Raw genomic sequence first — 25785 nt, 5'->3', positions numbered from 1 at the left:
CCCTGGCGCGGCAATGCAAAGTGCATGAATGTCCAGTTCAAAGAATGCATAGAGGCGACTCATATGCCTAAGATTCCTTCGCGCTACAGCCATTTCGCCTATGGTGTTATCCAGGCCGGCTTGACCTGCTCCATCGCTGCTGCCATCGCAAGCATTCCATTTGCGGACGAAGGCCTGTTTTTTCAGCACTGGCTTAAGTCCTGGAGCGTTTCCTGGCTGACCATGCTGCCGGTTGTCGTGTCGGCCACGCCTGTCATTCGCCGCCTGGTCGATTGCATGACGAGCCACTCTTAGGTCATACCGTCCAATGCCGATGGCCCAGTTGAAAACGATAAACATGTGCCTGTTGACTGCGTCATCGCTCCACTACATTGAAGCCGAGGCCCCTCAGCCTGCTGCGGCTCGATTGCAGCCCGCGCCGTGACTATTCCAGACAGGAAGCGAGGTGCGCTCCAAGCCGATCTGGCGCGGGGATGCGGCGTTCCCTAACATGGAATCGTTCCCCTTTCCTCAGTACGGAGAAGCATCATGAAGATTGTCATCATCGGCGGGACCGGCCTGATCGGCTCGAAGACCGTTGCCATTCTGCGCCAGGGCGGCCACGAGGTCGTCGCCGCCTCGCCCAGGAGCGGTGTCAACAGCATCACCGGCGAGGGGCTCCAGGGGGCCCTGGCCGGCGCTCAGGTGGTGATCGATCTTGCCAATTCCCCGTCGTTTGAAGACAAGGCGGTGCTGGAGTTCTTCGAGACTTCCGGCCGCAACCTTCACGCGGCGGAGACCGCGGCGGGCGTTCAGCACCATGTCGCGCTGTCCATCGTCGGCACCGACCGGACGCCCGACAACGGCTATTTCCGCGCCAAGGTCGCGCAAGAAAAACTGATCGAGGCCTCGGGCATCCCCTACACCATCATCCGCTCGACCCAGTTCATGGAATTCATCGGCGGCATCGCCGATTCCAGTACACAAGGAAATATCGTCAGCCTTTCGCCGGGGCTGTTCCAGCCGATCGCGGCGGACGACGTTGCCGCCCTCGTTGCCGATGTCGCGCTCGCGCCCCCCAGAAACGGCATCGTCGAGATCGCTGGACCGGAGCGAGCCCCGTTCAATGAGATCGTCGCCCGCTATCTCAAGGCGGTTGGCGACCCGCGTGAAGTCGTGCGTGACCCCGAGGCCCGCTACTTTGGCGGCCTGGTCGAGGAACATTCGCTCGTGCCGTTGGGCGAGGCACGCCTCGGCCGCATCGGTTTGGAGGAATGGATGCGTCAAGCACAGCAACGATAGTCCCCAGGGCGCATGCCCACGCAAGCAGCACCGGTTTCGCAAGCACAACATTGATCAGATTACCAGGAGCGAACATGACCCAACGTACGAATTACTTCCAGCAATCCCCGGAACTGTCCAAGAAGCTCATGGAATTCGGGCCGCTGTTCCAGAAGACCACGATCGAAGCGCCCATTCGCGAACTCGTCGAGATTCGCGCATCGCAACTCAATGGCTGCGCGTTCTGCGTCGACATGCATATCAAGATGGCGAAGATCCACGGCGAGCGCGAATTGCGCCTGCATCATGTGGCGATCTGGCGCGAGTCGACACTGTTCTCGCCGCGCGAACGCGCCGCGCTGGCCTGGACCGAGGTGCTGACCCGGCTTCCCGCCGACGGCGTGCCCGACGATATCTATGAGCGCGTGCGCACCCAGTACAGCGAGAAGGAACTGTCGGACCTCACCTTCCTGGTGGGGGCGATCAATACCTGGAACCGCCTGAACGTGGCGTTCCGCATGGTGCCTGGTTCGTCGGACAAGGCGTTCGGGCTCGACAAGGCCAACCTAGAGTGATGCCATGAAGACGGTCACTTCCGTTGCGGCAGCACTGGTGTTGTCATGCCTGACGGTTGCAAGGCCGGCCGCCGCCGCGCCGGAGGCCAGTGTCACGCCCCTGGTCAAGGAAGCGTTGCCCGAATATCCGGGCAAGGAAGCCGAGATGATCATCGTGGAGTATCCGCCGGGCAGCGCCGATCCCGTGCATCGCCATGACGCCCACGCCTTCGTCTACGTGCTCGAGGGCAGCATCGTCATGGGCCTCAAGGGCGGAAAAGAGGTAACGCTCAAAGCGGGCGATACCTTCCACGAAGGTCCCAACGATATCCACACCGTCGGACGCAATGCCAGCAAGACGCAGCCAGCAAAGTTTGTCGTGTTCCTGCTCAAGAAAAAGGGCGCGCCGATCCTGACGCCGGTAAAGTAGCGGTCGTCCATTCAGGCACCGGCAATGCCAGTGCGCACTGTCCGGCCGGCAAGAGCGGCGCTACCGCATGCTCTTGCCGTGCCGCTGCTTTCCCGGGTGGCGTGACAGTCACGATGAAGCGGCAGGATGGGCCCGCACGGTGACCTCAACGGCGCCGCCGCGAGGGAGGTTTTCTCTCGCTCACGATCGGCCGCCATGCGCGATCGATGATCGAACGGGAGATCGACAGCTCCATGCCCAGGCCGATGGCGTTGCTGAAACCCGTGTCGATGTCCGCGATGATGGGCACGACGTGGGTGACGTGGTTGTCGATTCTTTTTCTGGATGGGGAACGCTTCTTCAGATGACGAAACATGGCGCTGGCGAGGCGGAGTGGATTCCGTAATGTGAAACGCGCTTGCAGGCGACGGGCGGTTGCTTGCTTCACGGCACTCGCCGGCCGACGGCTTCGCCAGATTCCCCCTAAAGTCCCCCAGCCTGCTCGCCGTTAACCCCCAGGCGTCCCCATTTCCCAAACAACACCCAATTCCCCCGCCTGTTCGCGCGAATGGGAAGCCCCCCACGCTTCGATAATCCCTGCTGACGAATAGCGGCCTGCCGCTTCGCACGGAGCATGGATGTCCGAAGAAAGCGACCTCGAGAAAACCGAACCCGCCTCACCCCGGCGCCTGGAAAAGGCGCGCGAGGAGGGGCAGGTAGTGCGTTCGCGCGAGCTCGCCACGTTCGTCATGCTGATCGCCGGCGTGACCGGCCTGTGGACGCTGGGCGGCCATCTGGGCCGCAGCCTGAACCAGGTGATGCAGGGGGCGCTGCGCTTCGAGCCGGCAACGGCGTTCGATACCTCGCGCATGCTGTCGCGCTTTGCCATGATGGTGTGGGACAGCCTGCTGGCCTTCCTGCCGCTGCTGTTCCTGTTCGGCGTTGCCGCGCTGGCGGCGCCGTTGCTGCTGGGGGGCTGGGTGTTCTCGGGCAAGTCCTTCGCGCCGCAGTTCTCGCGCCTGTCGCCGCTGGCGGGGCTGGGCCGGATGTTCTCCGCGCATTCGCTGGTGGAGCTGCTCAAGGCCGTGGCCAAGTCGCTGCTGGTGGGCAGCGTGGGCGCCTGGGTGCTGTGGCGGCGCCTGCCCGAGGCCATCGCGCTGATGAATGCGCCGGTGCAGGAAGCGCTGCTGCACATGGTCGACCTGGTCATGTATTGCTGCCTGGTGGTGTCGCTGTCGCTGCTGGTGGTGGCGGCCATCGACGTGCCGTGGCAGTACTGGGAGTTCTTCAAGAAGCTGCGCATGACCAAGGAAGAGGTCAAGCAGGAATTCAAGGAAAGCGAGGGCGACCCGCATATCAAGGGCCGCATCCGCCAGCAGCAGCGCGCCATGGCGCGCCGCCGCATGATGACCGAGGTGCCCAAGGCCGACGTGGTGGTGACCAACCCCACCCACTTTGCCGTGGCGCTGCGCTATGAGGAGGGGCGCATGGGCGCGCCGCGCGTGGTGGCCAAGGGCACCGGCGATATTGCCGCCCGCATCCGCGAGCTGGCTGCAGAGCACCGCGTGCCGCTGATGTCGGCCCCGCCGCTGGCGCGTGCGCTGCACCGCCACGTGGAGCTGGGCCAGGAAATCCCCGCCGGACTGTATACCGCCGTGGCCGAAGTGCTGGCCTGGGTCTATCAACTGAAGCACTGGCATTACTCGCAGGGCCCGCAGCCGCAGGCACCCGCGGACCTCCCGGTGCCCGATGAACTCGCCGTACCGGAAATGCGCGAATGAACGCTCTGAGCAACCTGTTCAACCTGCCCGGCCTGCGCTCCGCCGGCCAGCTCAAGGCCATGACCGGGCCGCTGCTGATCATCATGATCCTGGGGATGATGATCCTGCCGCTGCCGGCCTTCGTGCTGGACCTGCTGTTCACCTTCAATATCGCGCTGGCGATCATGGTGCTGCTGGTCAGCATGTACACGCAGAAGCCGCTGGACTTTGCCGCCTTCCCGGCGGTGCTGCTGTTCACCACGCTGCTGCGCCTGTCGCTGAACGTGGCCTCCACGCGCGTGGTGCTGCTCGAAGGCCATACCGGCCCGGACGCCGCGGGCAAGGTGGTGGAGGCCTTCGGCCACTTCCTGGTAGGGGGCAACTTCGCGGTCGGCATCGTGGTGTTCGCGATCCTGGTGGTGATCAACTTCATGGTGATCACCAAGGGTGCCGGGCGTATCGCCGAAGTCGGCGCGCGCTTCATGCTGGATTCGATGCCCGGCAAGCAGATGTCGATCGATGCCGACCTGAACGCCGGCCTGATCGACGAGGCCGCCGCCAAGAAGCGCCGCGCCGAAGTGGCGCAGGAATCCGACTTCTACGGCGCCATGGACGGCGCCAGCAAGTTCGTGCGCGGCGATGCCGTGGCGGGCCTGCTGATCATGTTCATCAACGTCGCCGCCGGCATGGTGGTGGGCATGGTGCAGCACGACCTGGACTTCGGCACCGCCGTGCACAACTACACGCTGCTGACCATCGGCGACGGCCTGGTGGCGCAGATCCCGGCACTGGTGATCTCCACCGCCGCCGGCGTGATCGTGTCGCGCGTGTCGAACGAGCAGGACGTGGGCGAGCAGCTCACCGGCCAGCTCTTTGCCAACCCGCGCGTGCTGTACCTGACCGCGGGCATCATCGGCCTGATGGGCATCATCCCGGGCATGCCGCATTTTGCCTTCCTGCTGCTGGCGGGCGCGCTGGTGTGGATGGGCCGTTATATGTCGCGCCGCGCCGCCACGCAGGAGCAGGTCAAGCAGCGCGAGGAGCGCACCCCGGCGGTGGCGCAGGAATCCACTGAAGCGAGCTGGGACGACGTCACGCTGGTCGACCCCCTCGGCATGGAAGTGGGCTACCGCCTGATCACGCTGGTGGACCGCGCGCAGGACGGCGAGCTGCTGGGCCGCATCAAGAGCATCCGCAAGAAGGTGGCGCAGGAGATCGGTTTCCTGGTGCCGGTGGTGCATATCCGCGACAACCTGGAGCTCAAGCCCAACGCCTACCGCATCACGCTCAAGGGCGTGGAGATCGGCCGCGGCGAAGCCATGCCGGGGCAGTGGATGGCGATCAACCCCGGGCAGGTCAGCGGCACGCTGCCTGGCGCGGCCACGCGCGATCCCGCCTTCGGCCTGCCGGCGGTATGGATCGACGCGGGCATCAAGGAGCAGGCGCAGTCCTACGGCTATACCGTGGTCGATGCCAGCACCGTGGTGGCCACGCACCTGAACCACCTGATCCACATGCACGCCGCCGAGCTGCTGGGCCGCCAGGAAGTGCAGGCGCTGCTGGACCGCATCGCCAAGGACTCGCCCAAGCTGACCGAAGACCTGGTGCCGAAGGCCATTTCGCTGACCGCGCTGCAGAAGATCCTGCAGAACCTGCTGGACGAAGGCGTTCCCATCCGCGACATGCGCACCATCCTGGATGTGGTGGCCGAGCATGCGCCCAAGATCAGCGACCCGAACGAGCTGACCGCGATGGTGCGCGTGGCGCTGGGCCGCGCGATCACGCAGCAGCTGTTCCCGAACAACGCCGACCTGCAGGTGATCGGCCTGGATGCCGGCCTGGAGCGCGTGCTGTCGCAGGCGCTGACCAATGGCGGCGGGATCGAGCCGGGCCTGGCCGATGCGTTGCTGCAGCAGACCCAGGGCGCGGTCACGCGCCAGGAGCAGCTGGGCATGGACCCGGTGCTGCTGGTGCCGTCGCAGCTGCGCCCGCTGATGGCGCGCTTCCTGCGGCGCACCATGCCGCAGCTGAGGGTGCTGTCGCATGCCGAGGTGCCGGACAACCGCAATATCCGCATCACCGCCATGATCGGCGCGTGAGGAGTCATAGATGAGCGTAGCCAAGTTTGTCGCGGCCAACGGCCGCGAAGCCATGCGCCAGGTGCGCGAAGCCATGGGCCCGGACGCCGTGGTGCTGTCCAACCGCACCGTCGAGGGCGGCGTGGAGATCGTCGCCATGCGCGATGCGGATCTGGGCAGCGTGCAGGCCACGGCGCAGGTCTACGTGCCGCCCGCGCCGGTGGCCGAGCCCACCGCCATCGGCGACCTGCGCGGTGAGCTGCAATCGATGCGCGCAATGCTGGAGCGCCAGCTGGCCGGGATCAGCCCTGCCCAAAGCGCGGTTCCAAGCGCGGCAGCGCACGGCGTGGCCGCCAGCGACCCGCTGCGCGAATCCCTGTTTGAATGGATGGTCGGCGCCGGCTTCTCCGGGCAGCTGGCGCGCACGCTGCTGGCGCGGCTGCCGCTGGGCTACGACCGCCCCGCGGCCATGGGCTGGATCCGCACCGAACTGGCCAGCAAGCTGCCGGTGCTGGGCGATGAGGACAGCCTGTTCGCGCAAGGCGGCGTGCTGGCGCTGGTGGGTCCCACCGGCGTAGGCAAGACCACCACCACGGCCAAGCTGGCGGCGCGCTTCGTGCTGCGCCACGGCGCCGACAAGCTGGCGCTGCTGACCACCGACAGCTTCCGTATCGGCGCGCACGAACAGCTGCGCATCTACGGCGACATCCTGGGCGTGCCGGTGCATGCGGTAAAGGATGCCGCCGACCTGCGCTTCGCGCTGGCGGCGATGAAGGACAAGCACCTGGTGATCATCGACACCGTCGGCATGAGCCAGCGCGACCGCAGCCTGTCGGAACAGATCGCGATGCTGGCCGGCGTGCCGGCGCCGGTGCAGCGCGTGCTGCTGCTCAACGGCGCCAGCCACGGCGATACCCTCAATGAAGTGGTGCATGCCTACCGTCATGACGCCGCGCCGGATGGGGGCGGCATCGACGGCTGCATCATCAGCAAGCTGGATGAGGCCACCCACCTGGGCTCGGTGCTGGACGTGGTGATCCGCCACCGCCTGCCGGTGTTCTACGCCTCCACCGGCCAGCGCGTGCCCGAGCACCTTGAGCTGGCCAACAGCACCGCGCTGGTGGAGCGCGCCTTCCTGACGCCGCGCCGCGGTTCGGTATTTGCCGATGCGGACGCCGCACGCCGGCGCAGCGCCGGCACCGATGACGAGGCCCCCGCGCGTGGCGGTGCCGACGAGGTGCTGCGCTCGCTGACCGACAGCGCCGACGCGCTGAGCCAGTGCGTGGCGGAACTCAATGGCGCGGGCCTGGGTCTGGACCTGGCGCGCTCGCTGTGGCAACAGCGCAGCGCCGGCGCCCCGGCCCTGCGCGCGATGTCGCAGCAGGTGCGCGAAGCGGTCTGCCGCGACGTGACCCGCCAGTGCGAGCAGTACGTGCTGGCCAGTGCCGCCACGCTGCAAGTGGCCGTGCCCGGCCGCCGCACGCCGCAGCCGATGCAGCACACGCTGTGGCTCGCCGACCGCGACGGCATGCCGCTGGCCGCCACCGTGACCCCGACCGGCCGTGCCGGCCAGCCGTTGGGCGAGGCCGAGTCCGATGCCGCCAGCCTGCGCGCCGCCATGAGCGCCGCGCGCAAGGTGGTCAACCTGATCGATGCCGTACCGACCGCCGCCACGCTGGCACGCTGGCAGCAGGCCGGCGAGCGCTGGGTGGCCAGCGCGCGCAAGACCGCGCGCGTGGTCAGCGCCGGCGCCGCCTGGAAGCTCGATGCGCTGGCCGACACGCTGACCTTCCACGCCGTGGGCGAGGACACTGTGCGCGAGCGTGAAGCCGTGCGCTGGCTGGCCAGCGCCGAAGTGCGCGTGCCGGACAGCCCGGTGCGCGGCAAGGGCACGCCCGAAGGCGGCATCGATGCCTGCCTGGTGGTGGCCCGCCTGGCCGACCGCGCCACCGGCGAACTGCTGGATACCCGTTACCTGCTGTGCGACCCGGCGCTGGCGCAAGATGCCGCGCAGGTGGCGCGCTGGGCCTTGTGGACCGACGCAGCTGATGCGCGCCTGCGCACGCTGCGCCACGCCATCGACCACTTCGCCCAGGACGCCGAAAGCGGCCACGCCGCCGGCGCCGCGCTGGCCGCACTGCAGCTGGGCCTGTCGGTGCTGCGCCTGGAACACGCGCCGACCGCGGCCGCGCCCGCCTTCCTCGCGCGCCTGGCTGGCCGCACGGTGCGCCAGGGCGTGCCGGTGCCGGGCACGGTGCTCAATGAAGGCATGGGCCGCATGCTGGCATTGCTCGACGTGCTGGAAAACTATCCGGGCCGCGGCACCGCCGTGCCCGCTGAAGCGATGGAGGTGTTGCAGTGAGCGCCCTCGCCATGGACCAGGCCGAGAGCCTGCGCCGGATGCTGGCGCCGCGCACGACGCGCCGTATCGCCGTGGTCGCCAGCGAACGCGGTGCCGGCGCCACCACCGTGGCGCTGGGCTTGTCGCACGCGCTGGCCATGCAGGGCGAACGCGTGCTGCTGGTCGACGAAGACGCCGCCGCGGCGTGCGCCACGCGGCTGTCCGGCGCCAGGCCCGCCGGCACCCTGGCCGATGTCAGCGCAGGCCGCCTGTCGCTGGAAGCTGCTGCAGGCACCGGTCCCGGTGGCGTGCTGGCGGTGCTGCCGGCTGGCCGGCCTGTGCCGGGCTGCGCCTTGCCGGCTGCTGCCGCGAGCGGCTTTCGCAGCGTGCTGGTGGATGCCGGCGTCGATGCCGACGGCGCGCTGTCGCCGCTCGCGGGCGGCGCGCACAACGTGCTGATCGTGATGCGGCCTGAACTGGCGTCGATCACCGCCGCCTACGCGTGTATCAAGCGCCTGCACCACCTGTATGCCTGGCGCCAGTTCCACCTGATCGTCAACATGGCGGCGAGCGAGGCCACGGTGCAGGCGATCCTGCGCAACCTCGCGCGCACGGCCAGCCAGTACCTGGGCGTTGAGGCGTTGTGCGCGGGCTGGCTGCCATCCGACCCGCTGGTGGCGCGCGGCGTGCAACTGGGGCGCTGCGTGGTCGAGGCGTTTCCGGCGGCGCCGGCCACCACCGCGCTGCGCCGCACCGCCGGCAGCATCGGTGCCTGGCCGCTGCGCGCGGACACGTCCGCGCCCGCGCCCGCAGCCGCAATGGCCTGAGCCTGCCAGCCATGCCATCCAACCGAACCAGACCCTGAGCCAGCCCCCGCCGCACGTTGCGGCGGTCCAGCAATCCAGCATTCACGAGAATTGCACCATGTACACGATCCAGGGAAAGCTCGAACAGGCCGATGTGGTCAAGGCGCATGCACAGCTGGTGCGCCGCATCGCCCTGCAACTGGCCGCCAGGCTGCCTGCCAGCGTGCAGATCGACGACCTGATCCAGGCCGGCATGATCGGCCTGCTGGATGCCGCCAAGCGTTATGAAGACACCCACGGCGCGCGCTTCGAGACCTACGCCAGCCAGCGCATCCGCGGCGCCATGCTTGACGAGGTGCGCGCCAACGACTGGCAGTCGCGCAGCCTGCGCCAGTTCACCCGGCGCATCGAGCGCACGCAGCGCGGGCTGGAGCAGAAGCTCGGGCGCGCGCCGCTCGACTCCGAAGTGGCCGAGGCCATGGAGATGGCGCTGGACGAATACCAGCTGCTGCTCAATGAGGTCTATGGCTGCCAGCTGCTGCACTACGAGGATTTCGAGCGCTCCGGCGAAGAAGACTTCCTGGACCGGCACCTTGGCGGCAGCGATGACGGCAACCCGCTGACCGTGCTGATGGAAAGCGGCATGCGCGAGGCGCTGATCCGCGCCATCGACCGGCTGCCGGAGCGCGAGAAGCTGGTGCTGTCGCTGTGCTATGACCAGGAGCTGAACCTGCGCGAGATCGGCGCGGTGCTCGATGTGACCGAGTCGCGCGTGTGCCAGATCCGCGGCCAGGCGATCACGCGGCTGCGCAACCAGCTGCGCGGCTTGCTGTGATGCAGGCGCTGGGCCGCGCCGCGCGCGGCGCTTGCTGGCTGCTGGCTGCCGCATCGGCCTGCGCCTGGGCCGCCATCGAGGGCGGCACCCGCCACGCCTGGACCGGATCGGTCAACGGGCCGGCACTCCACGGCCGCGGACAGCGCGCGGTGTCGCCGCCGATCCTGCCCACCGGCGTCTTGCCGCAGTCAGAAGGGGTCATCACGTCGGTGCGCTGGCGCTACAGCTTCGCCAAGACCCCACCGCTGGAACTGCAAGCCTATCTCTGCAATGCCCAGCGCTGCGTGCTGCTGCCGCAGGCGGAAGGCAAGACCGATGCGTTCTTCGGGGATGATGCCACCAAGGGCTTTGTGTTTGCGTTCCGGGTGCCGGGGCAGGGCAGCCTGGTGCCGGTGCTGCAGGGGCGCAGCAATGAGGTGGTGGTGGGGTTTAGGTAGGAGTGAATGTTCCGTTCTTTCGTCACTTCTGAATAAGTGACGAAAGAACGGAACATCTGGCGATCGCCTCAACCCGCCGCCAGACTCACCCCACCAGCCCCGGCAGCCGCCTTCCCATCCTTCCCATACAACCCCGCATCCCCGCCGCCATGCTGGCGCAGCGCCTGGATGGCTTCGCGGGTGAAGTCGAGGTGGGCGTTGACGACGGCGCCGTTCAGGGCGTTGCCGTCGCGCGCGGTGCGCGCGGCGAAGATCAGCTGGCGCCAGGCGTCGGCCACGGCCGGGTCGACCTGGCGGCCGAGCAGCTGGCCTTCGGGGCCGGCGCGCAGGCCAAGCGCGCCCATCTGGGCTTCGCGGGCCTTGAGCTGGCGGGACAGGGCCTGGCCCAGTTCAACCTTGCGCGTCAGCAGTCCGCTCAGGGACTGGAAGTCGCCCCGCTTGAGGGCGTCGCGCTCTTCGGCGAGGAGTTGGCCGAAGGCCTGGATGCCTTCGGTTTCGCGCTGCAGGGACTGGATCAGGCTCTGGTTCATTTGGGCTAGCGGGGTTCGGCCTGGCCAAGCTCGCGCAGGGTCGCGAGCAGGCCGTCGGCAATCTTGCCCGGGTCGATCCTGATCCGGCCCTCGGCGATGGCCTGGCGGATCTCTTCGACCTTGGCGGTGTCGATATCGTCGTCCGTGGGCTGCGTCAGGCGGGCGCTGATGTCGCGCACCTGGGCGGCCAGCGGGCTGACGCTCAGGCCGGCGGACGGCGCCGCGGCGCTGGCCGGCGCGGCCTGGGGCCGGGCGGCGGCAGCGTCCGCGGGGGCGTCGGCGGGCCGGGACGAGGCGGTGTGGTTGATCTTCACGGGGCGTTCCTTGCTGGTTTCCTATGGCATTACGGTTGCGCCGGCGAATTCTTTAGGGCGCTCGCCCCGATTTCGCCGCGCAGCGATGTCGGCGGCATTTTCGCATGCCGCCCGCCACGGGTTTCCAGTCTTTTGGCCACGATCAAGGCACTTTCGGCGGGCTACTGCAGCACCACGGTGTCGCCGCTGCGCACCAGCCCGTTGACCACCTGGCCGCTGCGCAGGCGCACCTGCACGGTGTTGCCGGTGGCGGCATCGGCCAGCACCTTGCCTTCGCTGGTGATCTGGAAGGCATCGCCTTCCACGGCCACGGTGACGGTCTGGCCCTGGCGCACGGCGATGGCCTTGCGCAGCAGGTCTGCGCGTATCGGCGAGCCGGCGGCAATACGGTTGGCGGTGACCGCGCCGGCAAGCTGCGCCGGGTCGGTGATCACCGCGCGCGGCAGCGTGCCCAGGTCGCCCTGGCGGACTTCGATATCGGCCTGGCCGACCGGCTCGCCCGGGCCCAGCGCGCGCGCGGCGACGTAGTAATCGGTCAGCACCGACACGCGGGCCTGCATGTAGCGCACCCAGGGCCGCTCGCCGCCGCAGCGCACGCCGACGGAGACGCGGCCCCACGGCGACGTGCCGGCAGGCAGGAACGGGTCGGGCGCAAGGCAGTCCGGCGCGCGGCCACCCGAAGGCGGCGCCACCTGCACGCTGACCTTGCCCGGCAGGCCGGCGGTCTGCTGCAGCAGGAAGCGTTCGACGGCAACGCGCGCGGGGTCTTCGGCAAAGGGGCTGGCAGCGGGGTTGCCTGCATAAGCAGCCTGCTGCTGGCCGTGCGCGGCCGGCGCCTGCATGGCGACGGGCATGACCTGCGCCGGCGCGGCACCGGCGGCGGCCGGGCCAAGCAGGCAGGCCGCCAGCAGGGCTTGCGCCAGGCTGCGGGCGGTGCGGCAATTCTGTTTCATCTGGACTTCCCGGCAAGGACGGCACGGCATGCATGGCATGCCTGGCGCACCGCCCCGTGACTGGCCGCGCGCCCCGTTTACATCTGTCATCGGGGTCCCATTGTAGGCAGCCCCTCGCGCGAGGGCGGGCCGAAATGCATGGATTTCCCGTCCTTATTCATCCGATTGGCGTGACAGGTCGCCGCCTAAGATGGCAACCCTGAAGAAGGTCGTTCGCTCCGTTCACGTGAGCAGGGAGATGCCAGATGATTGACAGACTCGACGCGGCACTACGTTTCCAGCAGGAAGCGCTGAGCCTGCGCAACCAGCGGCAGTCGGTGATTGCCTCCAACATCGCGCACGCGGACACGCCCGGCTACAAGGCGCGCGATTTTGATTTCTCCAGCACGCTGGCCCAAAGCGTCGAACGCGGCCATCGCAATGAGGGCATGTCGCTGTCCACCACCTCGGTGCGCCATCTGCCCGCGCAGGCCCCGGGGCGCGAGGAATTCGACCTGGCCTACCGCATCCCGCTGCAGTCCAGCGTCGACGGCAACACCGTGGAAATGGATGCCGAGCGCGTGGCCTTCGCCGACAACGCCGTGCACTTCGAGTCCGGCCTGACGGTGATGAATTCAAAGATCAAGACCATGCTGGCCGCGATCCAGCAATAGATCGAGCAGTAAGGGAGAGAGCGCATGCCGGCAATGAACATCTTCGACGTCGCGGGCTCGGCCATGGCCGCGCAGTCGCAGCGCATGAACGTGACCGCTTCCAACCTGGCCAACGCCGACAGCGTGGTCAGCCCCGACGGCCAGGCCTATCGCGCCAAGCAGGTCGTGTTCGGCATGGCGCCCACGCCGGGGCAGACGGACATCGGCGGCGTGCAGGTGCGAGGCGTGTCGGAAGACCCGTCGCCGCCGCGCATGGTGCACAACCCCACGCACCCCATGGCCAATGCCCAGGGCTACGTGGTGATGCCCAACGTCAACCCGGTGGAGGAGATGGTCAACATGATCTCGGCCTCGCGCTCCTACCAGGCCAACGTGGAAGTGCTCAATACCGCCAAGAACATGATGCTCAAGACGCTGACGATCGGCCAGTGACAAGCCTCGGCCTGTATCGGCAACGCCTCCACCAGCACGCACACAACGAACCGACATGACAACCACCTCCGCGGTAGGCAGCAACACCCAGGGCATCAACGACGCCCTCAAGAGCGGCAGCGCCAGCGCGTCCGAGCTGCAGAACAACTTCCTGACCATGCTCGTCACGCAGATGAACAACCAGGACCCGCTCAACCCGATGGACAACGCGCAGCTGACCTCGCAGCTGGCGCAGATCAGCACGGTCAGCGGCATGCAGACCATGAACGCGACGCTGTCGCAGTTGCTGTCGCAGGTCAGCGCCAGCCGCGCCATGGACTCCGCGGCGCTGATCGGCCATACCGTGATGGTGCCGGGCAAGCAGGTGTCGGTGGCAGGCGGCGTGCCGGGCAAGTTTGGCCTGGACCTGCCGTCGACCGCGGATGCGGTCACCGTCGACGTGCTCGACAAGGACGGCAACGTGGTGCGCACCATCGACATGAAGGGGCAGACCGCGGGCGTGCACAACGTCGCATGGGACGGCAAGAACAACGCCGGCGCGGCCGTGGCCGACGGCGACTACACCTTCAAGGTGACCGCCACTGCCAACGGCACCTCGGTGCAGCCGGTGGCGCTGGTCTACGGCAAGGTCCAGAGCATCAGCGGCGACGCCAGCGGCGTGCTGGTGGACCTGGGCGACGGACAGACCGCGAACGTCGACGACGTACGCCGCATTCTCTGAAACGCAGGTGCCGGCAGCGCACAGGCGCCGGCCGGCTTCAACGACCAAGCAAAAAGGAAGCAATCATGGGTTTCGGTCAAGGGGTAAGCGGCCTGAACGCCGCCGCGTCCAATCTGGACGTGATTGGCAACAACATCGCCAACGCCAACACGGTTGGCTACAAGCAATCGGCAGCGCAGTTTGCCGATGTCTACGCAGGCACCAAGATCGGCCTGGGCGTGCGCGTGAACTCGGTGGTGCAGTCGTTCAACCAGGGCAATATCGAAGCCTCAGGGCGCTCGCTGGATGTGGCTATCACCAACGGCAACGGCTTCTTCCGCCTGACCAGCCCGGAAGGCGCGGTCTACTACTCGCGCAACGGCCAGTTCCAGCGCCAGGAAGACGGCCGCATCACCAATATGCAGGGCCTGCAGGTGACCGGCTATCCGGCGGGCGTGGCCGGCGGCGCGGGCGTGCAGCCGCAGCCGCTGGTGATCAGCAACGCGCAGATGGAGCCCCGCGCTACCAGCAACATCACCGCCAAGTTCCAGCTTGACTCGCGCGCCACCGTGCCGACGCAGGCCTTCGCCAGCGCGGCCGGCTCGCCGCCGACCAGCAATATGTTTAACTACAGCACGGCGATCAACGTCTATGACTCGCTGGGCAACAAGCAGCAGCTGATGGCGTACTTTGCCAAGTCGGCGGGCGCCCCGACCGTCGCCGGTGGCACCGACTGGCGCATGTATGTGACCGACGTCAACGGCAATGCCGTCGGCGGCGCACCGGTCACACTCGCGTTCGACAACGCCGGCGCACTGCAATCGCCGGCGGCCGGCGCCATCACCCTGAGCCAGCCGGCCGCCAATGGCGCGCAGGCTATGGCGATGAAGCTGGACCTGACCGGCACCACCCAGTTCGGCGCCGACAACGACGTCAAGCAGCTCAGCCAGAACGGCTACACCTCGGGCAGCCTGCTGGGCTTCTCGGTCAATGGCGACGGCACCATCACCGGCAACTATTCCAACGAGCAGACCAAGCCGCTCGGCCAGATCGTGATGGCCGCATTCGGCAACGTCGAAGGCCTGAAGCCGGAGGGCGACAACGTGTGGTCGGCCACCGGCGCCTCCGGCCAGGCGCTGGTCGGCGTGGCCGGTGGCAGCATGGGCACGCTGCGCTCCAATGCGGTGGAAGCTTCCAACGTGGACCTGTCCGGCCAGCTGGTCAACCTGATCGTTGCGCAGCGCAACTACCAGGCCAATGCGCAGACCATCAAGGCGCAGGACACGGTCATGCAGACCCTGGTCAACCTGTGACCGCCACGCTGAGCTGAGCCGCCGCCATGGACCGCATGATCTACACCGCCCTGTCGGGCGCCAAGCAGATACTCGACCAGCAAGCGGCGGTATCGAACAACCTCGCCAACGTCTCCACGCCGGCCTTCCGCGCGCAGGTCAACCTGTACCGCGCGGTGCCGGTGGTGGGGCCGGAGGCGGGCACGCGCGCGTTTGCGCTGGCCTCGACCCCCGGTGCCGACATGCGCGCCGGCCCGCTGACCTACACCGGCCGCACGCTGGATGTGGCGCTGCAAGGCAATGGCTGGCTGGTGGTGCAGGCACCGGACGGCACTGAGGCCTACACCCGCGCCGGCGCGCTGCAGGTGGCGCAGGACGGCCAGGTGCAGACCATCTCCGGCCTGCCGGTGATGGGCGATGGCGGTCCGCTGGCGGTGCCGCCGGGCTCGCAGGTGACCATCGGCACCGACGGCACCATCACCGCGCGCGGCCCCGGCGAAGCCTCTGCCGGCCTGGCGCAGGTGGGCCGGCTGCGCGTGGTCAACCCGCCCAACGACGCCATCGCGCGCGGCGATGACGGCCTGTTCCGCCTGCGTCCCGGCGCGCAGCCGCTGGAGGCCGATCCCACCGTGCGCGTGATCTCGGGCGCGCTGGAAGGCAGCAACGTCAACCCGACCGAAGCCATGGTCGAGATGATCGCCAATGCCCGCCGCTTCGAGATGCAGATGAAGATGATCCAGGGCGCCGACGGCAACGAGCAGCGCGCCAACCAGCTGCTCTCGACCAACTGACCTGAATGACTGACCGGCACGGCGCACCGTGCCAGCACCAACGCAAGGACCACCATGATCCGCTCTCTCTGGATTGCCAAGACCGGCCTCGATGCGCAGCAGACGCAGATGGACGTGATCTCGAACAACCTGGCCAACGTGTCGACCAACGGCTTCAAGCGCGGCCGCGCGGTGTTCGAGGAACTGATGTACCAGACCATCCGCCAGCCCGGCGCGCTGTCGTCGGACCAGACCACGCTGCCGTCGGGCATGCAGCTGGGCACCGGCGTGCGCCCCGTGGCCACCGAGCGCATCCACACCCAGGGCAACCCGCAGCAGACTGGCAATGCCAAGGACGTGGCCATCCTGGGCCAGGGCTTCTTCCAGGTGGCGCTGCCCGACGGCACCACCGCCTACACCCGCGACGGCTCGTTCCAGGTGGACCAGAACGGCCAGCTGGTGACCTCCAGCGGCTTCGTGATCCAGCCCGCCATCACCATCCCGGCCAATACGCTGTCGATGACCATTGCGCGCGATGGCACCGTGTCGGTGACGCAGCCCGGCTCCAGCGCCAACGTGCAGGTGGGGCAGCTGCAGCTGGCCACTTTCATGAACCCGGCCGGCCTGGAAAGCATGGGCGAGAACCTGTACGTGCAGACCGATGCCTCGGGCGCGCCCAACACCACCGTGCCGGGCCTGAACGGCGCTGGCGTGGTGCAGCAGAACTACGTGGAAGCGTCCAACGTGAACGTGGTGGAAGAGCTGGTCAGCATGATCCAGACCCAGCGCGCGTATGAGATCAACAGCAAGGCCGTGCAGGCATCCGACCAGATGCTGCAGCGCCTGTCGCAACTGGGTTGACTGGTGTGAACATGGCCACCTTGCTTTCCCGCCTGGGCGCGCATGGGCTGGTTTGCCTGGCCGGCGTGGCAATGCTGGCCAGCGGCGGCTGCGCGCTGATGCCGCGCGAGCCGCTGGTGCAACTGCCCACCACCGCGCGCGCAGAGCCGCGGCCGATGGGGCCGGCTTCGGGCTCGATCTACCAGTCGTCCTACGCCGGCAACCCGCTGTTCGAGGACCGGCGTCCGCGCAATGTGGGCGACATCCTGACGATCCTGATAACCGAGAACGTCAACGCCAGCAAGAATTCCGGCACCAATACCAGCCGCACCGGCAACACCGCGCTGGCGTTCGATGCCGTGCCGCGCGCGCTCAGCGGCCTGTTCAACAGCAGCAGCAACGCCAGCATCAACGGCGCCAACACCATGAAGGCCAGCGGCGGCGCCAGCGCGGCCAATACCTTCAACGGCACCATCACCGTGACCGTGCTCGAGGTGCTCACCAACGGTAACCTGGTGGTCTCCGGCGAAAAGCAGATGGCCATCAACCAGGGCGCCGAGTTCATCCGCTTCTCCGGCGTGGTCAATCCGCGCACGATCACCGGCGACAACGCCGTGCTGTCGACGCAGGTCGCCGATGCGCGCATCGAATACACCGCCAAGGGTGTGATCGACGAAGCGCAGAACATGGGCTGGCTGCAGCGCTTCTTCCTCAATGTTTCACCGTTCTGACCGCGCCATGTCTGCTCCGATGCTCGCCCGTTTCCTGTCCCGCCTGCTGCGCCTGAGCGTGATCAGCCTGGCGCTGGGCGTGGCCTTTGGCGCCTTTGCCAGCGTCGCCAAGGCCGAGCGTCTGAAGAACCTGGCCACGTTCCAGGGCGTGCGCGAGAACCCGCTGGTGGGCTACGGCCTGGTGGTCGGCCTGGACAACACCGGCGACCAGACCATGCAGACGCCGTTCACCACGCAGAGCCTGACCAACATGCTCTCGCAGCTGGGAATCACGCTGCCGGCCGGCAAGAACATGCAGCTCAAGAACGTGGCGGCGGTGATGGTGACCGCCTCGCTGCCTGCGTTCGCGCAGCCCGGCAGCCAGCTGGACATCGTGGTGTCGTCGATGGGCAATGCCAAGAGCCTGCGCGGCGGCACGCTGCTGATGACCCCGCTCAAGGGCGCCGACGGCCAGGTCTATGCCATCGCCCAGGGCAATATGCTGGTGGGCGGCGCGGGCGCATCGGCCAACGGCAGCAAGGTGCAGGTCAACCAGCTGGCGGTGGGGCGCATCGCCAATGGCGCGATCGTTGAGCGCGCGGTGGCGCCGTTCCAGCCGGATGGCGGCGTGCTCAACCTGGAACTGAAGGACACCGATTTCGGCACCGCCGAGCGCGTGGTGGAAGCCATCAACCGCTCCATGGGCGGCGGCGTTGCCGCGGCGCTGGACGGGCGCGTGGTGCAGGTGCGTGCGCCGGCCTCGGCGGCCGCGCGCGTGGGCTTCCTGGCCCGCATCGAGAACATCGACGTGACCCCGGCCAAGGCCGCGGCCAAGGTGATCCTGAACGCCCGCACCGGTTCCATCGTGATGAACCAGGCCGTGACCGTGGAAGACTGCGCGGTGGCGCACGGCAACCTGTCGGTGGTGATCAACACGCAACCGGTGATCAGCCAGCCCGCGCCATTTAGCGAAGGGCGGACGGTGGTGGCGCCGGTGTCGCAGATCGACATGAGGCAGCAGGGCGGCTCGCTGCAGATCGTCAAGGCGGGCGCCTCGCTGGCCGCCGTGGTCAAGGGGCTGAACGCGCTGGGCGCAACCCCGGCCGACCTGCAGACCATCCTGGAAGCCATGCGCGCGGCCGGGGCGCTGCGCGCCGAGCTGGAAGTGATCTGACCATGAACACGGCACGACCCCCGCAGGCGGCGGAGCTGACGCAGCGCTTTGCGCTGGACACGCAGGGCTTCGAGGCGCTCAAGCACAGCGCGCGCGGCGGCGCCGACGCCAATACGCTGCAAGCCGTCGCCAGGCAGTTCGAGGCGGTGTTCACGCAGATGGTGCTCAAGAGCATGCGCGATGCCACCCCGCAGGACGGCCTCTTCGACAACGAGCAGAGCAAGCTCTATATGTCGATGATGGACCAGCAGCTTGCGCAGCAGATGTCGTCGCGCGGGATCGGCCTGGCCGATGTGATGGTGCGGCAGCTGGCGCGCGCCACGGGCACGCCGATGCCGGCCGGCATGAGCGCCATGAGCCCGGCCGAGTCAGGCAAGGCGGCCGATGCCGAGATGGCAAGATTGCTCGACAGCCGCGGCGCCGGGGCGATCCCGGCCGACGCCGGCGAGCAGGCCGACCTGCCGGCGATCGGCACCATCGTGCCGGGGCAGAACTGGAATCCCACTGCCGGCCTGCGCCAGTACCAGCCGCAGTGGTACGCGGACCGTGGCCAGGGCGAGGACAGGCTGGGACGGTTGCCGGACGACGCGCCGTCCCACGTCAGCGCCTTTGTCGCCCGCATGGCCGGGCCCGCGGAAGCCGCCGCGCGCGCCAGCGGCGTGCCGGCGCGGCTGATCGTAGGCCAGGCCGCGCTGGAATCCGGCTGGGGCCAGCGCGAGATCACGCACGCCGACGGCTCCACCACCTTCAACGTCTTCGGCATCAAGGCCGGGGCCAGCTGGAAGGGGCGTGTGGCCGAGATCACCACCACGGAATATGTCGACGGGCAGCCGCAGAAGGTGCGGGCGAAGTTTCGCGCCTATGGCTCGTATGACGAGGCCTGTGCCGACTATGCCCGCCTGCTGACGAACAACCCGCGCTACGCGGGCGTGGTCAGCGCGGCGTCGGCTGAAGAGGCGGCGCATGGCTTGCAGCGCGCGGGCTATGCCACCGATCCGGCGTACGGGCACAAGCTGGTGAAGATCATGAAGAAGGTCGCAGCCTGAGGGCAGGGGGAAGCCAGCGGATCTGGCGAAGATCACTTCCACACCTAAAGTCCCGCCCCCACCCAGCCGATAACTTCCACATCCACCACCGCCGGCCCTCGCCGCGGTAGTCCCATCAATCCGGGGTCAGAGCACAATGTCTCTCTTCAGTATTGGTCTTTCCGGCCTGAACACCGCGCAGAACGCGCTGACGACGACCGGCCACAATTTTGCCAATTCGGCGACCGAAGGCTATTCGCGCCAGAATACCATCGTGGCCTCGGCCGGCGGCCAGTACACCAGCCAGGGTTTCTATGGCTTCGGCTCCAACACCACCACGGTGATCCGCGTCTATGACGAGTTCCTGACCGGCCAGCTGCGCGGCGCCACCTCGGCCAGCGCATCGCTGGCGGCGTACTCGGACCAGATCGCCCAGATCGACAACCTGCTCGCCGACCAGAAGGGCGGCCTGGCGCCGCTGATGCAGAAGTTCTTCGCGGCGGTGCAGGCAGTGGCTGACACCCCGGCCGATCCGGCAGCGCGCCAGGGCATGCTGTCGGCGGGGCAGGCGCTGGTGGGGCAGGTGCGCTCGGCCAGCAACTACTTCAAGCAGCTGCAATCGGGCGTCAATGAGCAGGTCGGCACCGCCGTCACGCAGGTCAACGCGTACACCAGGCAGATTGCCAACCTGAACCAGGAAATCACCCGCCTGAAGGCTGCCTCCGGCGGCCAGCCGCCCAACGATCTGCTGGACCAGCGTGACCAGGCCGTGGCCGAGCTGACCAGGCTGGTCGGCGCCAAGGTGGTGGTGCAGGACAGCGGCACCTACAACGTCTTCGTCGGCAACGGCCAGCCGCTGGTGATGGGCAATGACGCGTACGAGCTGAAGGCGGTAGCCTCGGCGGCCGATCCCAACCGCACCGTGGTGGCCTACACCCTGCCCAACGGCAACGTGTTCGAGAGCGAGCCGGGCGCGATCACCGGCGGTTCGCTGGGCGGCCTGCTGCAGTTCCGCACCGAATCCCTGGACGCGGCGCAGAACGCCATCGGCCGGCTGTCGCTGGCAATCGGCCAGAGCTTCAATGCGCAGCACAAGCTGGGCATCGACCTGAACGGCGCGATTGGCACCGACATGTTTGAACTGGGTAGCGCCACCTCGATCCCCAACGCCAACAACACCGTGAAGACCACGGTGGCAACGACCAGGATCGACAATGCCTCGGCCCTGACCACCAGCGACTACAAGCTGCAGTTCGACGGTACCAACTACACGCTGACGCGTCTCTCCGACAACCAGCAGGTGGTCACGCCGGTGCCCGCCGGCGGCGCCAGCTACCCGCTGCAGTTCAGCGCCGACGGTTTCACCGTCGAGATCAATGCGGCGATGGGCACCAACGATTCGTTCACGATCCAGCCCACGCGCAATGCCGCCACCGGCTTCGACATGGCGATCAGCGACCCGGCCAGGATCGCCGCGGCATCGCCGGCTCGCGCCGACGCGGCGGCGTCGAACAAGGGCAACGGCACGGTCAGCCTGGGCAAGGTCGCGCCCGGCTATTCGCTGCTGGCTGGCACGATCACCGCCAGGTTCGACGGAACCACCTATGTCTTCAGCGATGCCAACGGACCGCTCGCGACCCAGCCGGCGCCCGTGTCCAACGGCAGCAATACCGACTACACCCTCAACGGCCTGACCTTCAGCTTCGGCGGCACGCCCGCGACGGGCGACACCTTCACGCTGAGCAGCAACGCCGGCGCGGTCAAGGACAACGGCAACATGCTGGCGCTGGCCAAGCTGCAGAACGCCAAGACCATCGGCGGTGTGTCCAGCTTCAGCGAGGGCTATGCCCAGCTGGTCAACGACGTCGGCACGCGCGCCAAGTCGGTCAAGATCGCCTCGGCCTCGCAGGACAGCATCACCACCCAGATCAAGACCGCGCAGCAATCGGTGTCCGGCGTCAACATGGACGAGGAGACCGTGTCGATGCTGCGCTTCCAGCAGCTGTACCAGGCCAACGCCCGGGTGATCCAGACGGCCGGCACGCTGTTCGACACCATCATCGGCATCGGCAGGTAAGCTGCGGCACCCACAAGCGTCAGCAGAGTCAGAAGAGGTAACCAATATGCGCGTTGCAAGCTCCACCCTGTACCAGCAAGGCCTGGCTTCGATGAACTACCAGCAGGGCTCGCTGCTGCATATCCAGCAGCAGCTAGGCACCGGCCGCAGCATCCTGACGCCGTCCGACGACCCCGTCGGCGCCACCCGCGCGCTGGGCGTGAGCCAGGCACAGGCCGTCAACGGCCAGTACGCAACCTCGCGCAAGCAGGCCAATATCGCGCTGGCCGCGGAAGAAAACGCGCTGCAGTCCGTGACCACGGTCACGCAGAACATCCAGACGCTGCTGGTGCAGGCCGGCAACGGCACCATGAGCGATGCCGACCGCGGCTCGCTGGCCACGGCGCTGGAAGGCCTGTACAACCAGCTGGTGGGCCTGGCCAACTCCGACGACGGCAACGGCCAGTACCTGTTTGGCGGCACCCGCTCCGGCAGCGCGCCGTTCACGCAGAGCAAAGGTCCGGGCGCCTACATCGGCGACAACGGCCAGCAACTGCTGCAGGTCGATGTGGCGCGCCAGATGCCCGCCGGCAACACCGGGCGCGAAGTGTTCATGAGCGTGACCGGCGGCGCCGGCTATGTCGTCAAGGGCAATGCCAACAACACCGGCAGCGCCACGTTCGGCACGGTGTCGACCACGAACCCGAGCGATCCCGACTATGGGCTCTCGATGCAGGTCACGTTCGCGGCCAATGCCAGCGGCCAGATGGAATACACCATCACCAACCTGTCGGCAGGCACGACCCCCGCACCGGTCGTGAAGGGCCCCGCCGCCTACACGTCGCCAGCCCATATCGACGTCGGCGGCATCAGCTTCAACGTGACCGGCGATCCCAAGGACGGCGACACCATGACCATGGCTCCCGCCAGCGAGGCCGGCACCGACATGTTCGCCAATCTGCAGACCGTGATCGACACGCTGCGCCAGCCCACCCCCGACAGCAGTGATCGGGCGCATCTTGGCAACGTCATCTCCACCGCCACGCGCCAGTTCTCCAACTCGCTCGACAACGTGCTGACCGTGCGGGCATCGGTGGGTTCGCGCATGAACGAGCTCGATGCGTTGGATGATGTGGGGTCCAACCGTGACCTGACGTACTCGCAGACGCTGTCGGGACTGCAGGATCTGGATTACGCGAAGGCGATCACCGAGTATTACCAGCGGCAGACGGCGCTGCAGGGGGCGCAGCAGTCGTTTATGCAGATTCAGGGGATGAATTTGTTTAAGTATTTGTAAGGTGGGTGGGGCGGCGGCCTCAGGTGTGTTCTTGTCTAGCCGGAAAAAAGTTCCGCAAAACCCCGAAAGAAGTTTTGCATCCGCGGGTAGCAGCTCCATTTAGCGACGTGCACGAAGGCGGACACGCAGGAGCCATCAGGAGATGGCACCGTCCTCGGCCTGCACTTCCGCCTGGCCCCACGTAACCCGGGGGACCTTTCTATTTTTCCGAAGCGCAAGATCGCCGGCTCTTGCCAAGCGCCTTGCCCGCTCCGGTGCCAGCGTGAACGGCTTACGCGAGCACGTGAAACGGGCGCTGGAAGGCTACGGACCCGGCGTCTTGCCCGAGCGGGGCTTCCGCAGAAGGCGGAAGGTCCAGCAGCGCGCGCACGTCCCGTTCTACCGTCGCGAGCGAAGCGGACCTGGACAGGGAGCGGGCAAAGCGGCTGTCGAGGCCTGGTGGCAGACGCAGCCACATATTGTCCGAGACCAGCAGCAGGCGCCTTGGCTTCAGCGCCAGGCTGGCCAGGCGCAGCAGGTGCCAGCCGTCGGCAAGATCCGGCGGCATGCCGAACACAAGCAATGCCGGAGCCGGCAGGCGCGCATTGCGTGCCGCCAGGGCGTCCGTTTCCACGAGTTCGACCCGGCCAATGCCCGGCATTTCTCCGAGCAGGCGCATGACTCCGTGCCGGTACACCGGCATGTCGTCGATCACCACGGCATGTGCCTCGCGGTTGCGCCCCAGGACTTGTTCCCAGGCGGCCGCTCCACGGTTCGTCCAGCTCATCCTTGTTTCCTCCGGTTTGCCGGCGTTGGCTTCGTGGCCAGCGCCCTGCACCAGTACCAGCAAGGGCAATGCCAACTCTGGCAAGGCCGCCTCGTGCCATCGCGCACAGGCGCGGGAGCCAGGCCCGCTGCGGGTTTCCGGGAGGTTGACGCGGACCTGCCGGCCTTTGCGGACGACTGGCAGCCGCGGCGGGGTGTTACGTGTAACGTAACGTGTTACGCGACCAGCCTCGGCCGGACGCCGGAGGCTGTCGAAACCAGCGTCCCGCGCAGAGCAGGACGCCAACGACCGAAAGCTGGTGCTCAATTGCGATCGGTCTCAATTCGCCTTAACCTGTCACAGAGCCCCACCCTGGAACCGCGCGATGCAAGCACATCCCTTACGCCTCTCTCCCGGCGACGATCTGCGTGCCGCACTCGAAGACGTGCTGAGTCGGCTCAAGTTGCATGCGGCTTTCGTCATCCAGGGAATCGGGAGCCTCAGCGTTGCCCAATTGCGATTTGCCGGGGCGGAAGACGCTACCGAACTGCGTGGCAATCTGGAGATCCTGACGCTCGCCGGATCCCTGTCACCGGATGGAGCGCACCTGCACATGTCGGTTGCGGACTCGCGAGGTCGGGTGCTCGGTGGTCATGTGGCGCGCGGTTGCACGGTCCGTACGACTGCCGAGATATTGCTGGCGCTGCTTCCCGAACATCGTTTCGCCCGTGAGTACGACCAGAGTTCAGGGGTTCATGGAACTGGTGGTACGGAACGAGCCGCCGCTGGATTAGATTCGAAGCAACCCGGGCAGCGTGGATGAATGAGGTCGTTCGGCCCGTTTCAGCCACTCGGTGCGAGTGTTCGGGCGACCGCCTTACGCATGAAGCCTATGCCTTGGCACACTTGATGACGGTATCGAGCGTGCGAGTGGTGATGCCCTTCCCGAACGAGCGTTCGAGCAGGCGCATGAACACCGGGCCTTTCTTCGGATCGGGCACGTAGGCGCTGAAGACCTCCGTGGCATTGGCCTTGACGATGCTTGCGCCGTCGCGCTCGATGGGCAGCTCCACGTCTGGTGGCACCGGGTTGCGGAGAAAGGTGACAACCCGCTTGGCCGAAGGTGCAAGGCTGAGCTCGGCGAAAGGGTCCGAGTCGATGAGGTCCTGGAGATAGCGGGACGGCCGGACGAAGGTGTCGAAGCTGTGGCCCAGTTCAGACTGCATCGCCTTCTCGGCGCGTTGCTCCAGGCTGGCCAGTGACGACGATCGCGCGTTGAACACGATGTTGCCGCTGGAGAGCAGGGTTTTCACTTCGGAGAAGCCCGCCGCCTCGAAGCAGCGCTTGAGTTCGGGCATCCGGGCGTTCATCGGGCTGACGCCGCGAAGAAAGGCAACGTATCGGGACATGGCTATCTCGTGATTGCTGGCAAACCGCCACACAGCTCGCTCGCGGTCAACGGTAAACAGGCTGGTCAATGATAGACGAGTGCCGGCCAGCGGTTCAGCCCACCCACGTGTCAGCGCATGGCCGCTATGAAAAGGGGAGAATTAACAATCTCACAGGAGATGGCGAAACGACCTGCTAGCGCGCAGTTACGGACTCTCGAGCCGGGTACTTCATGGTTCAGTGCGCGAAGTACCCGCACGAGCGGCAGTCCGATGGCGCGAGTTGCGCCTGCAACGAAAATCTTCATGGCTTTTCTCCATTGAGCTGCGCAGGCTGGCAGCGCAGCGCAAAGTCGACGACACAGCGGAGCGGAGTGACGCCCCGTTCTGATTCGGTGAACGCCATTTTTTCTGGTCCTGGGACTT

General features: G+C 67.2%; 27 protein-coding genes and 1 pseudogene. 22 read left to right on the top strand and 6 right to left on the bottom strand.

The window, feature by feature from the left end:
- Positions 1-24 precede the first annotated feature (24 nt).
- The 4 genes from AC1Q6V_RS08370 (at position 25) to AC1Q6V_RS08355 (ending at position 2244) form a co-directional block, all read left to right on the top strand.
- Positions 25-294, top strand: a complete 270-nt coding sequence (locus AC1Q6V_RS08370) for a DUF2798 domain-containing protein (RefSeq protein ID WP_246840266.1) — start codon at positions 25-27, stop codon at positions 292-294.
- 234 nt (positions 295-528) lie between these two features.
- Positions 529-1281, top strand: a complete 753-nt coding sequence (locus AC1Q6V_RS08365) for an SDR family oxidoreductase (RefSeq protein WP_010812681.1) — start codon at positions 529-531, stop codon at positions 1279-1281.
- Between the two features lie 74 nt (positions 1282-1355).
- A complete protein-coding gene (locus tag AC1Q6V_RS08360) occupies positions 1356-1835 on the top strand; it encodes a carboxymuconolactone decarboxylase family protein (RefSeq protein ID WP_010812680.1) in 480 nt (159 codons plus the stop codon).
- Between the two features lie 4 nt (positions 1836-1839).
- Complete coding sequence (locus AC1Q6V_RS08355; RefSeq protein ID WP_010812679.1) at positions 1840-2244, top strand: cupin domain-containing protein; 405 nt, start codon at positions 1840-1842, stop codon at positions 2242-2244.
- A 145-nt stretch (positions 2245-2389) separates the two neighbouring features.
- Here AC1Q6V_RS08355 and AC1Q6V_RS08350 read toward each other — a convergent pair whose 3' ends face one another.
- Complete coding sequence (locus tag AC1Q6V_RS08350) at positions 2390-2671, bottom strand: hypothetical protein (RefSeq protein ID WP_439670034.1); 282 nt, start codon at positions 2669-2671, stop codon at positions 2390-2392.
- Positions 2672-2861: 190 nt separating this feature from the next.
- Here AC1Q6V_RS08350 and flhB point away from each other — a divergent pair, with 190 nt between their 5' ends.
- The 6 genes from flhB (at position 2862) to AC1Q6V_RS08320 (ending at position 10480) form a co-directional block, all read left to right on the top strand.
- On the top strand, positions 2862-4004 hold the full coding sequence (gene flhB / locus AC1Q6V_RS08345; RefSeq protein WP_011616441.1) for a flagellar biosynthesis protein FlhB: 1143 nt from the start codon (positions 2862-2864) through the stop codon (positions 4002-4004).
- A complete protein-coding gene (flhA, locus tag AC1Q6V_RS08340) occupies positions 4001-6082 on the top strand; it encodes a flagellar biosynthesis protein FlhA (RefSeq protein ID WP_011616442.1) in 2082 nt (693 codons plus the stop codon). The genes flhB and flhA overlap by 4 nt, the downstream gene beginning before the upstream one ends.
- A 10-nt stretch (positions 6083-6092) precedes the next feature.
- Positions 6093-8423 carry a flagellar biosynthesis GTPase FlhF gene (flhF, locus tag AC1Q6V_RS08335; protein ID WP_454751358.1) on the top strand — a complete coding sequence of 777 codons (2331 nt, stop codon included), beginning with the start codon at positions 6093-6095 and terminating at the stop codon, positions 8421-8423.
- A gap of 11 nt (positions 8424-8434) precedes the next feature.
- Complete coding sequence (locus AC1Q6V_RS08330; RefSeq protein ID WP_454751381.1) at positions 8435-9229, top strand: MinD/ParA family ATP-binding protein; 795 nt, start codon at positions 8435-8437, stop codon at positions 9227-9229.
- 97 nt (positions 9230-9326) lie between these two features.
- Complete coding sequence (locus AC1Q6V_RS08325; protein ID WP_010812673.1) at positions 9327-10043, top strand: RNA polymerase sigma factor FliA; 717 nt, start codon at positions 9327-9329, stop codon at positions 10041-10043.
- Positions 10043-10480, top strand: a complete 438-nt coding sequence (locus AC1Q6V_RS08320) for a flagellar protein FlhE (protein ID WP_010812672.1) — start codon at positions 10043-10045, stop codon at positions 10478-10480. Before AC1Q6V_RS08325 ends, AC1Q6V_RS08320 begins: the two co-directional genes overlap by 1 nt.
- Before the next feature lie 68 nt (positions 10481-10548).
- Here AC1Q6V_RS08320 and AC1Q6V_RS08315 read toward each other — a convergent pair whose 3' ends face one another.
- The 3 genes from AC1Q6V_RS08315 to flgA all read right to left on the bottom strand — a co-directional run bounded on the left by AC1Q6V_RS08315 (position 10549) and on the right by flgA (position 12277).
- Positions 10549-11010: a flagellar protein FlgN gene (locus AC1Q6V_RS08315; RefSeq protein WP_439669617.1), complete on the bottom strand. Its 462-nt coding sequence runs from the start codon at positions 11008-11010 to the stop codon at positions 10549-10551.
- 5 nt (positions 11011-11015) lie between these two features.
- Positions 11016-11324, bottom strand: a complete 309-nt coding sequence (gene flgM, locus AC1Q6V_RS08310) for a flagellar biosynthesis anti-sigma factor FlgM (protein ID WP_010812670.1) — start codon at positions 11322-11324, stop codon at positions 11016-11018.
- Between the two features lie 161 nt (positions 11325-11485).
- Complete coding sequence (flgA, locus tag AC1Q6V_RS08305; RefSeq protein WP_454751357.1) at positions 11486-12277, bottom strand: flagellar basal body P-ring formation chaperone FlgA; 792 nt, start codon at positions 12275-12277, stop codon at positions 11486-11488.
- A gap of 245 nt (positions 12278-12522) precedes the next feature.
- On the opposite strand from flgA, the gene flgB reads away from it, so the two are divergent.
- The 11 genes from flgB (at position 12523) to flgL (ending at position 23226) form a co-directional block, all read left to right on the top strand.
- Complete coding sequence (flgB, locus tag AC1Q6V_RS08300) at positions 12523-12930, top strand: flagellar basal body rod protein FlgB (protein WP_010812668.1); 408 nt, start codon at positions 12523-12525, stop codon at positions 12928-12930.
- A 24-nt stretch (positions 12931-12954) separates the two neighbouring features.
- Positions 12955-13362, top strand: a complete 408-nt coding sequence (gene flgC / locus AC1Q6V_RS08295) for a flagellar basal body rod protein FlgC (protein WP_010812667.1) — start codon at positions 12955-12957, stop codon at positions 13360-13362.
- A 55-nt stretch (positions 13363-13417) separates the two neighbouring features.
- Positions 13418-14083 (top strand): flagellar hook assembly protein FlgD, encoded by a 666-nt coding sequence (gene flgD / locus AC1Q6V_RS08290; RefSeq protein ID WP_010812666.1) that lies wholly within the window; start codon positions 13418-13420, stop codon positions 14081-14083.
- Between the two features lie 65 nt (positions 14084-14148).
- Positions 14149-15375 (top strand): flagellar hook protein FlgE, encoded by a 1227-nt coding sequence (flgE, locus tag AC1Q6V_RS08285; RefSeq protein ID WP_010812665.1) that lies wholly within the window; start codon positions 14149-14151, stop codon positions 15373-15375.
- 26 nt (positions 15376-15401) lie between these two features.
- Positions 15402-16145, top strand: coding sequence for a flagellar basal body rod protein FlgF (locus AC1Q6V_RS08280; protein WP_010812664.1), 744 nt, complete (start codon positions 15402-15404; stop codon positions 16143-16145).
- A gap of 54 nt (positions 16146-16199) precedes the next feature.
- The gene (flgG, locus tag AC1Q6V_RS08275; protein ID WP_010812663.1) at positions 16200-16985 is read left to right on the top strand and encodes a flagellar basal-body rod protein FlgG; all 786 of its coding nucleotides are present in this window, start codon (positions 16200-16202) and stop codon (positions 16983-16985) included.
- An 11-nt stretch (positions 16986-16996) separates the two neighbouring features.
- Positions 16997-17695 (top strand): flagellar basal body L-ring protein FlgH, encoded by a 699-nt coding sequence (gene flgH / locus AC1Q6V_RS08270; RefSeq protein ID WP_454751356.1) that lies wholly within the window; start codon positions 16997-16999, stop codon positions 17693-17695.
- Positions 17679-18848, top strand: coding sequence for a flagellar basal body P-ring protein FlgI (locus AC1Q6V_RS08265; protein ID WP_011616448.1), 1170 nt, complete (start codon positions 17679-17681; stop codon positions 18846-18848). Before flgH ends, AC1Q6V_RS08265 begins: the two co-directional genes overlap by 17 nt.
- 2 nt (positions 18849-18850) lie before the next feature.
- Positions 18851-19894 carry a flagellar assembly peptidoglycan hydrolase FlgJ gene (flgJ, locus tag AC1Q6V_RS08260; protein WP_011616449.1) on the top strand — a complete coding sequence of 348 codons (1044 nt, stop codon included), beginning with the start codon at positions 18851-18853 and terminating at the stop codon, positions 19892-19894.
- 136 nt (positions 19895-20030) lie between these two features.
- Positions 20031-21950 carry a flagellar hook-associated protein FlgK gene (flgK, locus tag AC1Q6V_RS08255; RefSeq protein ID WP_011616450.1) on the top strand — a complete coding sequence of 640 codons (1920 nt, stop codon included), beginning with the start codon at positions 20031-20033 and terminating at the stop codon, positions 21948-21950.
- A gap of 46 nt (positions 21951-21996) precedes the next feature.
- Positions 21997-23226 (top strand): flagellar hook-associated protein FlgL, encoded by a 1230-nt coding sequence (gene flgL / locus AC1Q6V_RS08250; RefSeq protein ID WP_454751355.1) that lies wholly within the window; start codon positions 21997-21999, stop codon positions 23224-23226.
- Positions 23227-23497: 271 nt separating this feature from the next.
- On the opposite strand, the gene AC1Q6V_RS08245 is transcribed toward flgL, so the two are convergent.
- Positions 23498-24055, bottom strand: a complete 558-nt coding sequence (locus AC1Q6V_RS08245; protein WP_234788241.1) for a DNA-binding response regulator — start codon at positions 24053-24055, stop codon at positions 23498-23500.
- A 301-nt stretch (positions 24056-24356) separates the two neighbouring features.
- Here AC1Q6V_RS08245 and AC1Q6V_RS08240 point away from each other — a divergent pair.
- Positions 24357-24765: pseudogene (locus tag AC1Q6V_RS08240) on the top strand (PPC domain-containing DNA-binding protein).
- A 96-nt stretch (positions 24766-24861) separates the two neighbouring features.
- On the opposite strand, the gene AC1Q6V_RS08235 reads toward AC1Q6V_RS08240, so the two are convergent.
- Complete coding sequence (locus tag AC1Q6V_RS08235; protein ID WP_439672342.1) at positions 24862-25380, bottom strand: DUF1697 domain-containing protein; 519 nt, start codon at positions 25378-25380, stop codon at positions 24862-24864.
- Between the last annotated feature and the right edge of the window lie 405 nt (positions 25381-25785).

Source organism: Cupriavidus sp. GW823-FHT07B10 (assembly GCF_058794355.1).
The sequence above is the reverse complement of the archived record's forward strand: the minus strand, read 5'-3'. Positions and strand labels throughout refer to the sequence as shown.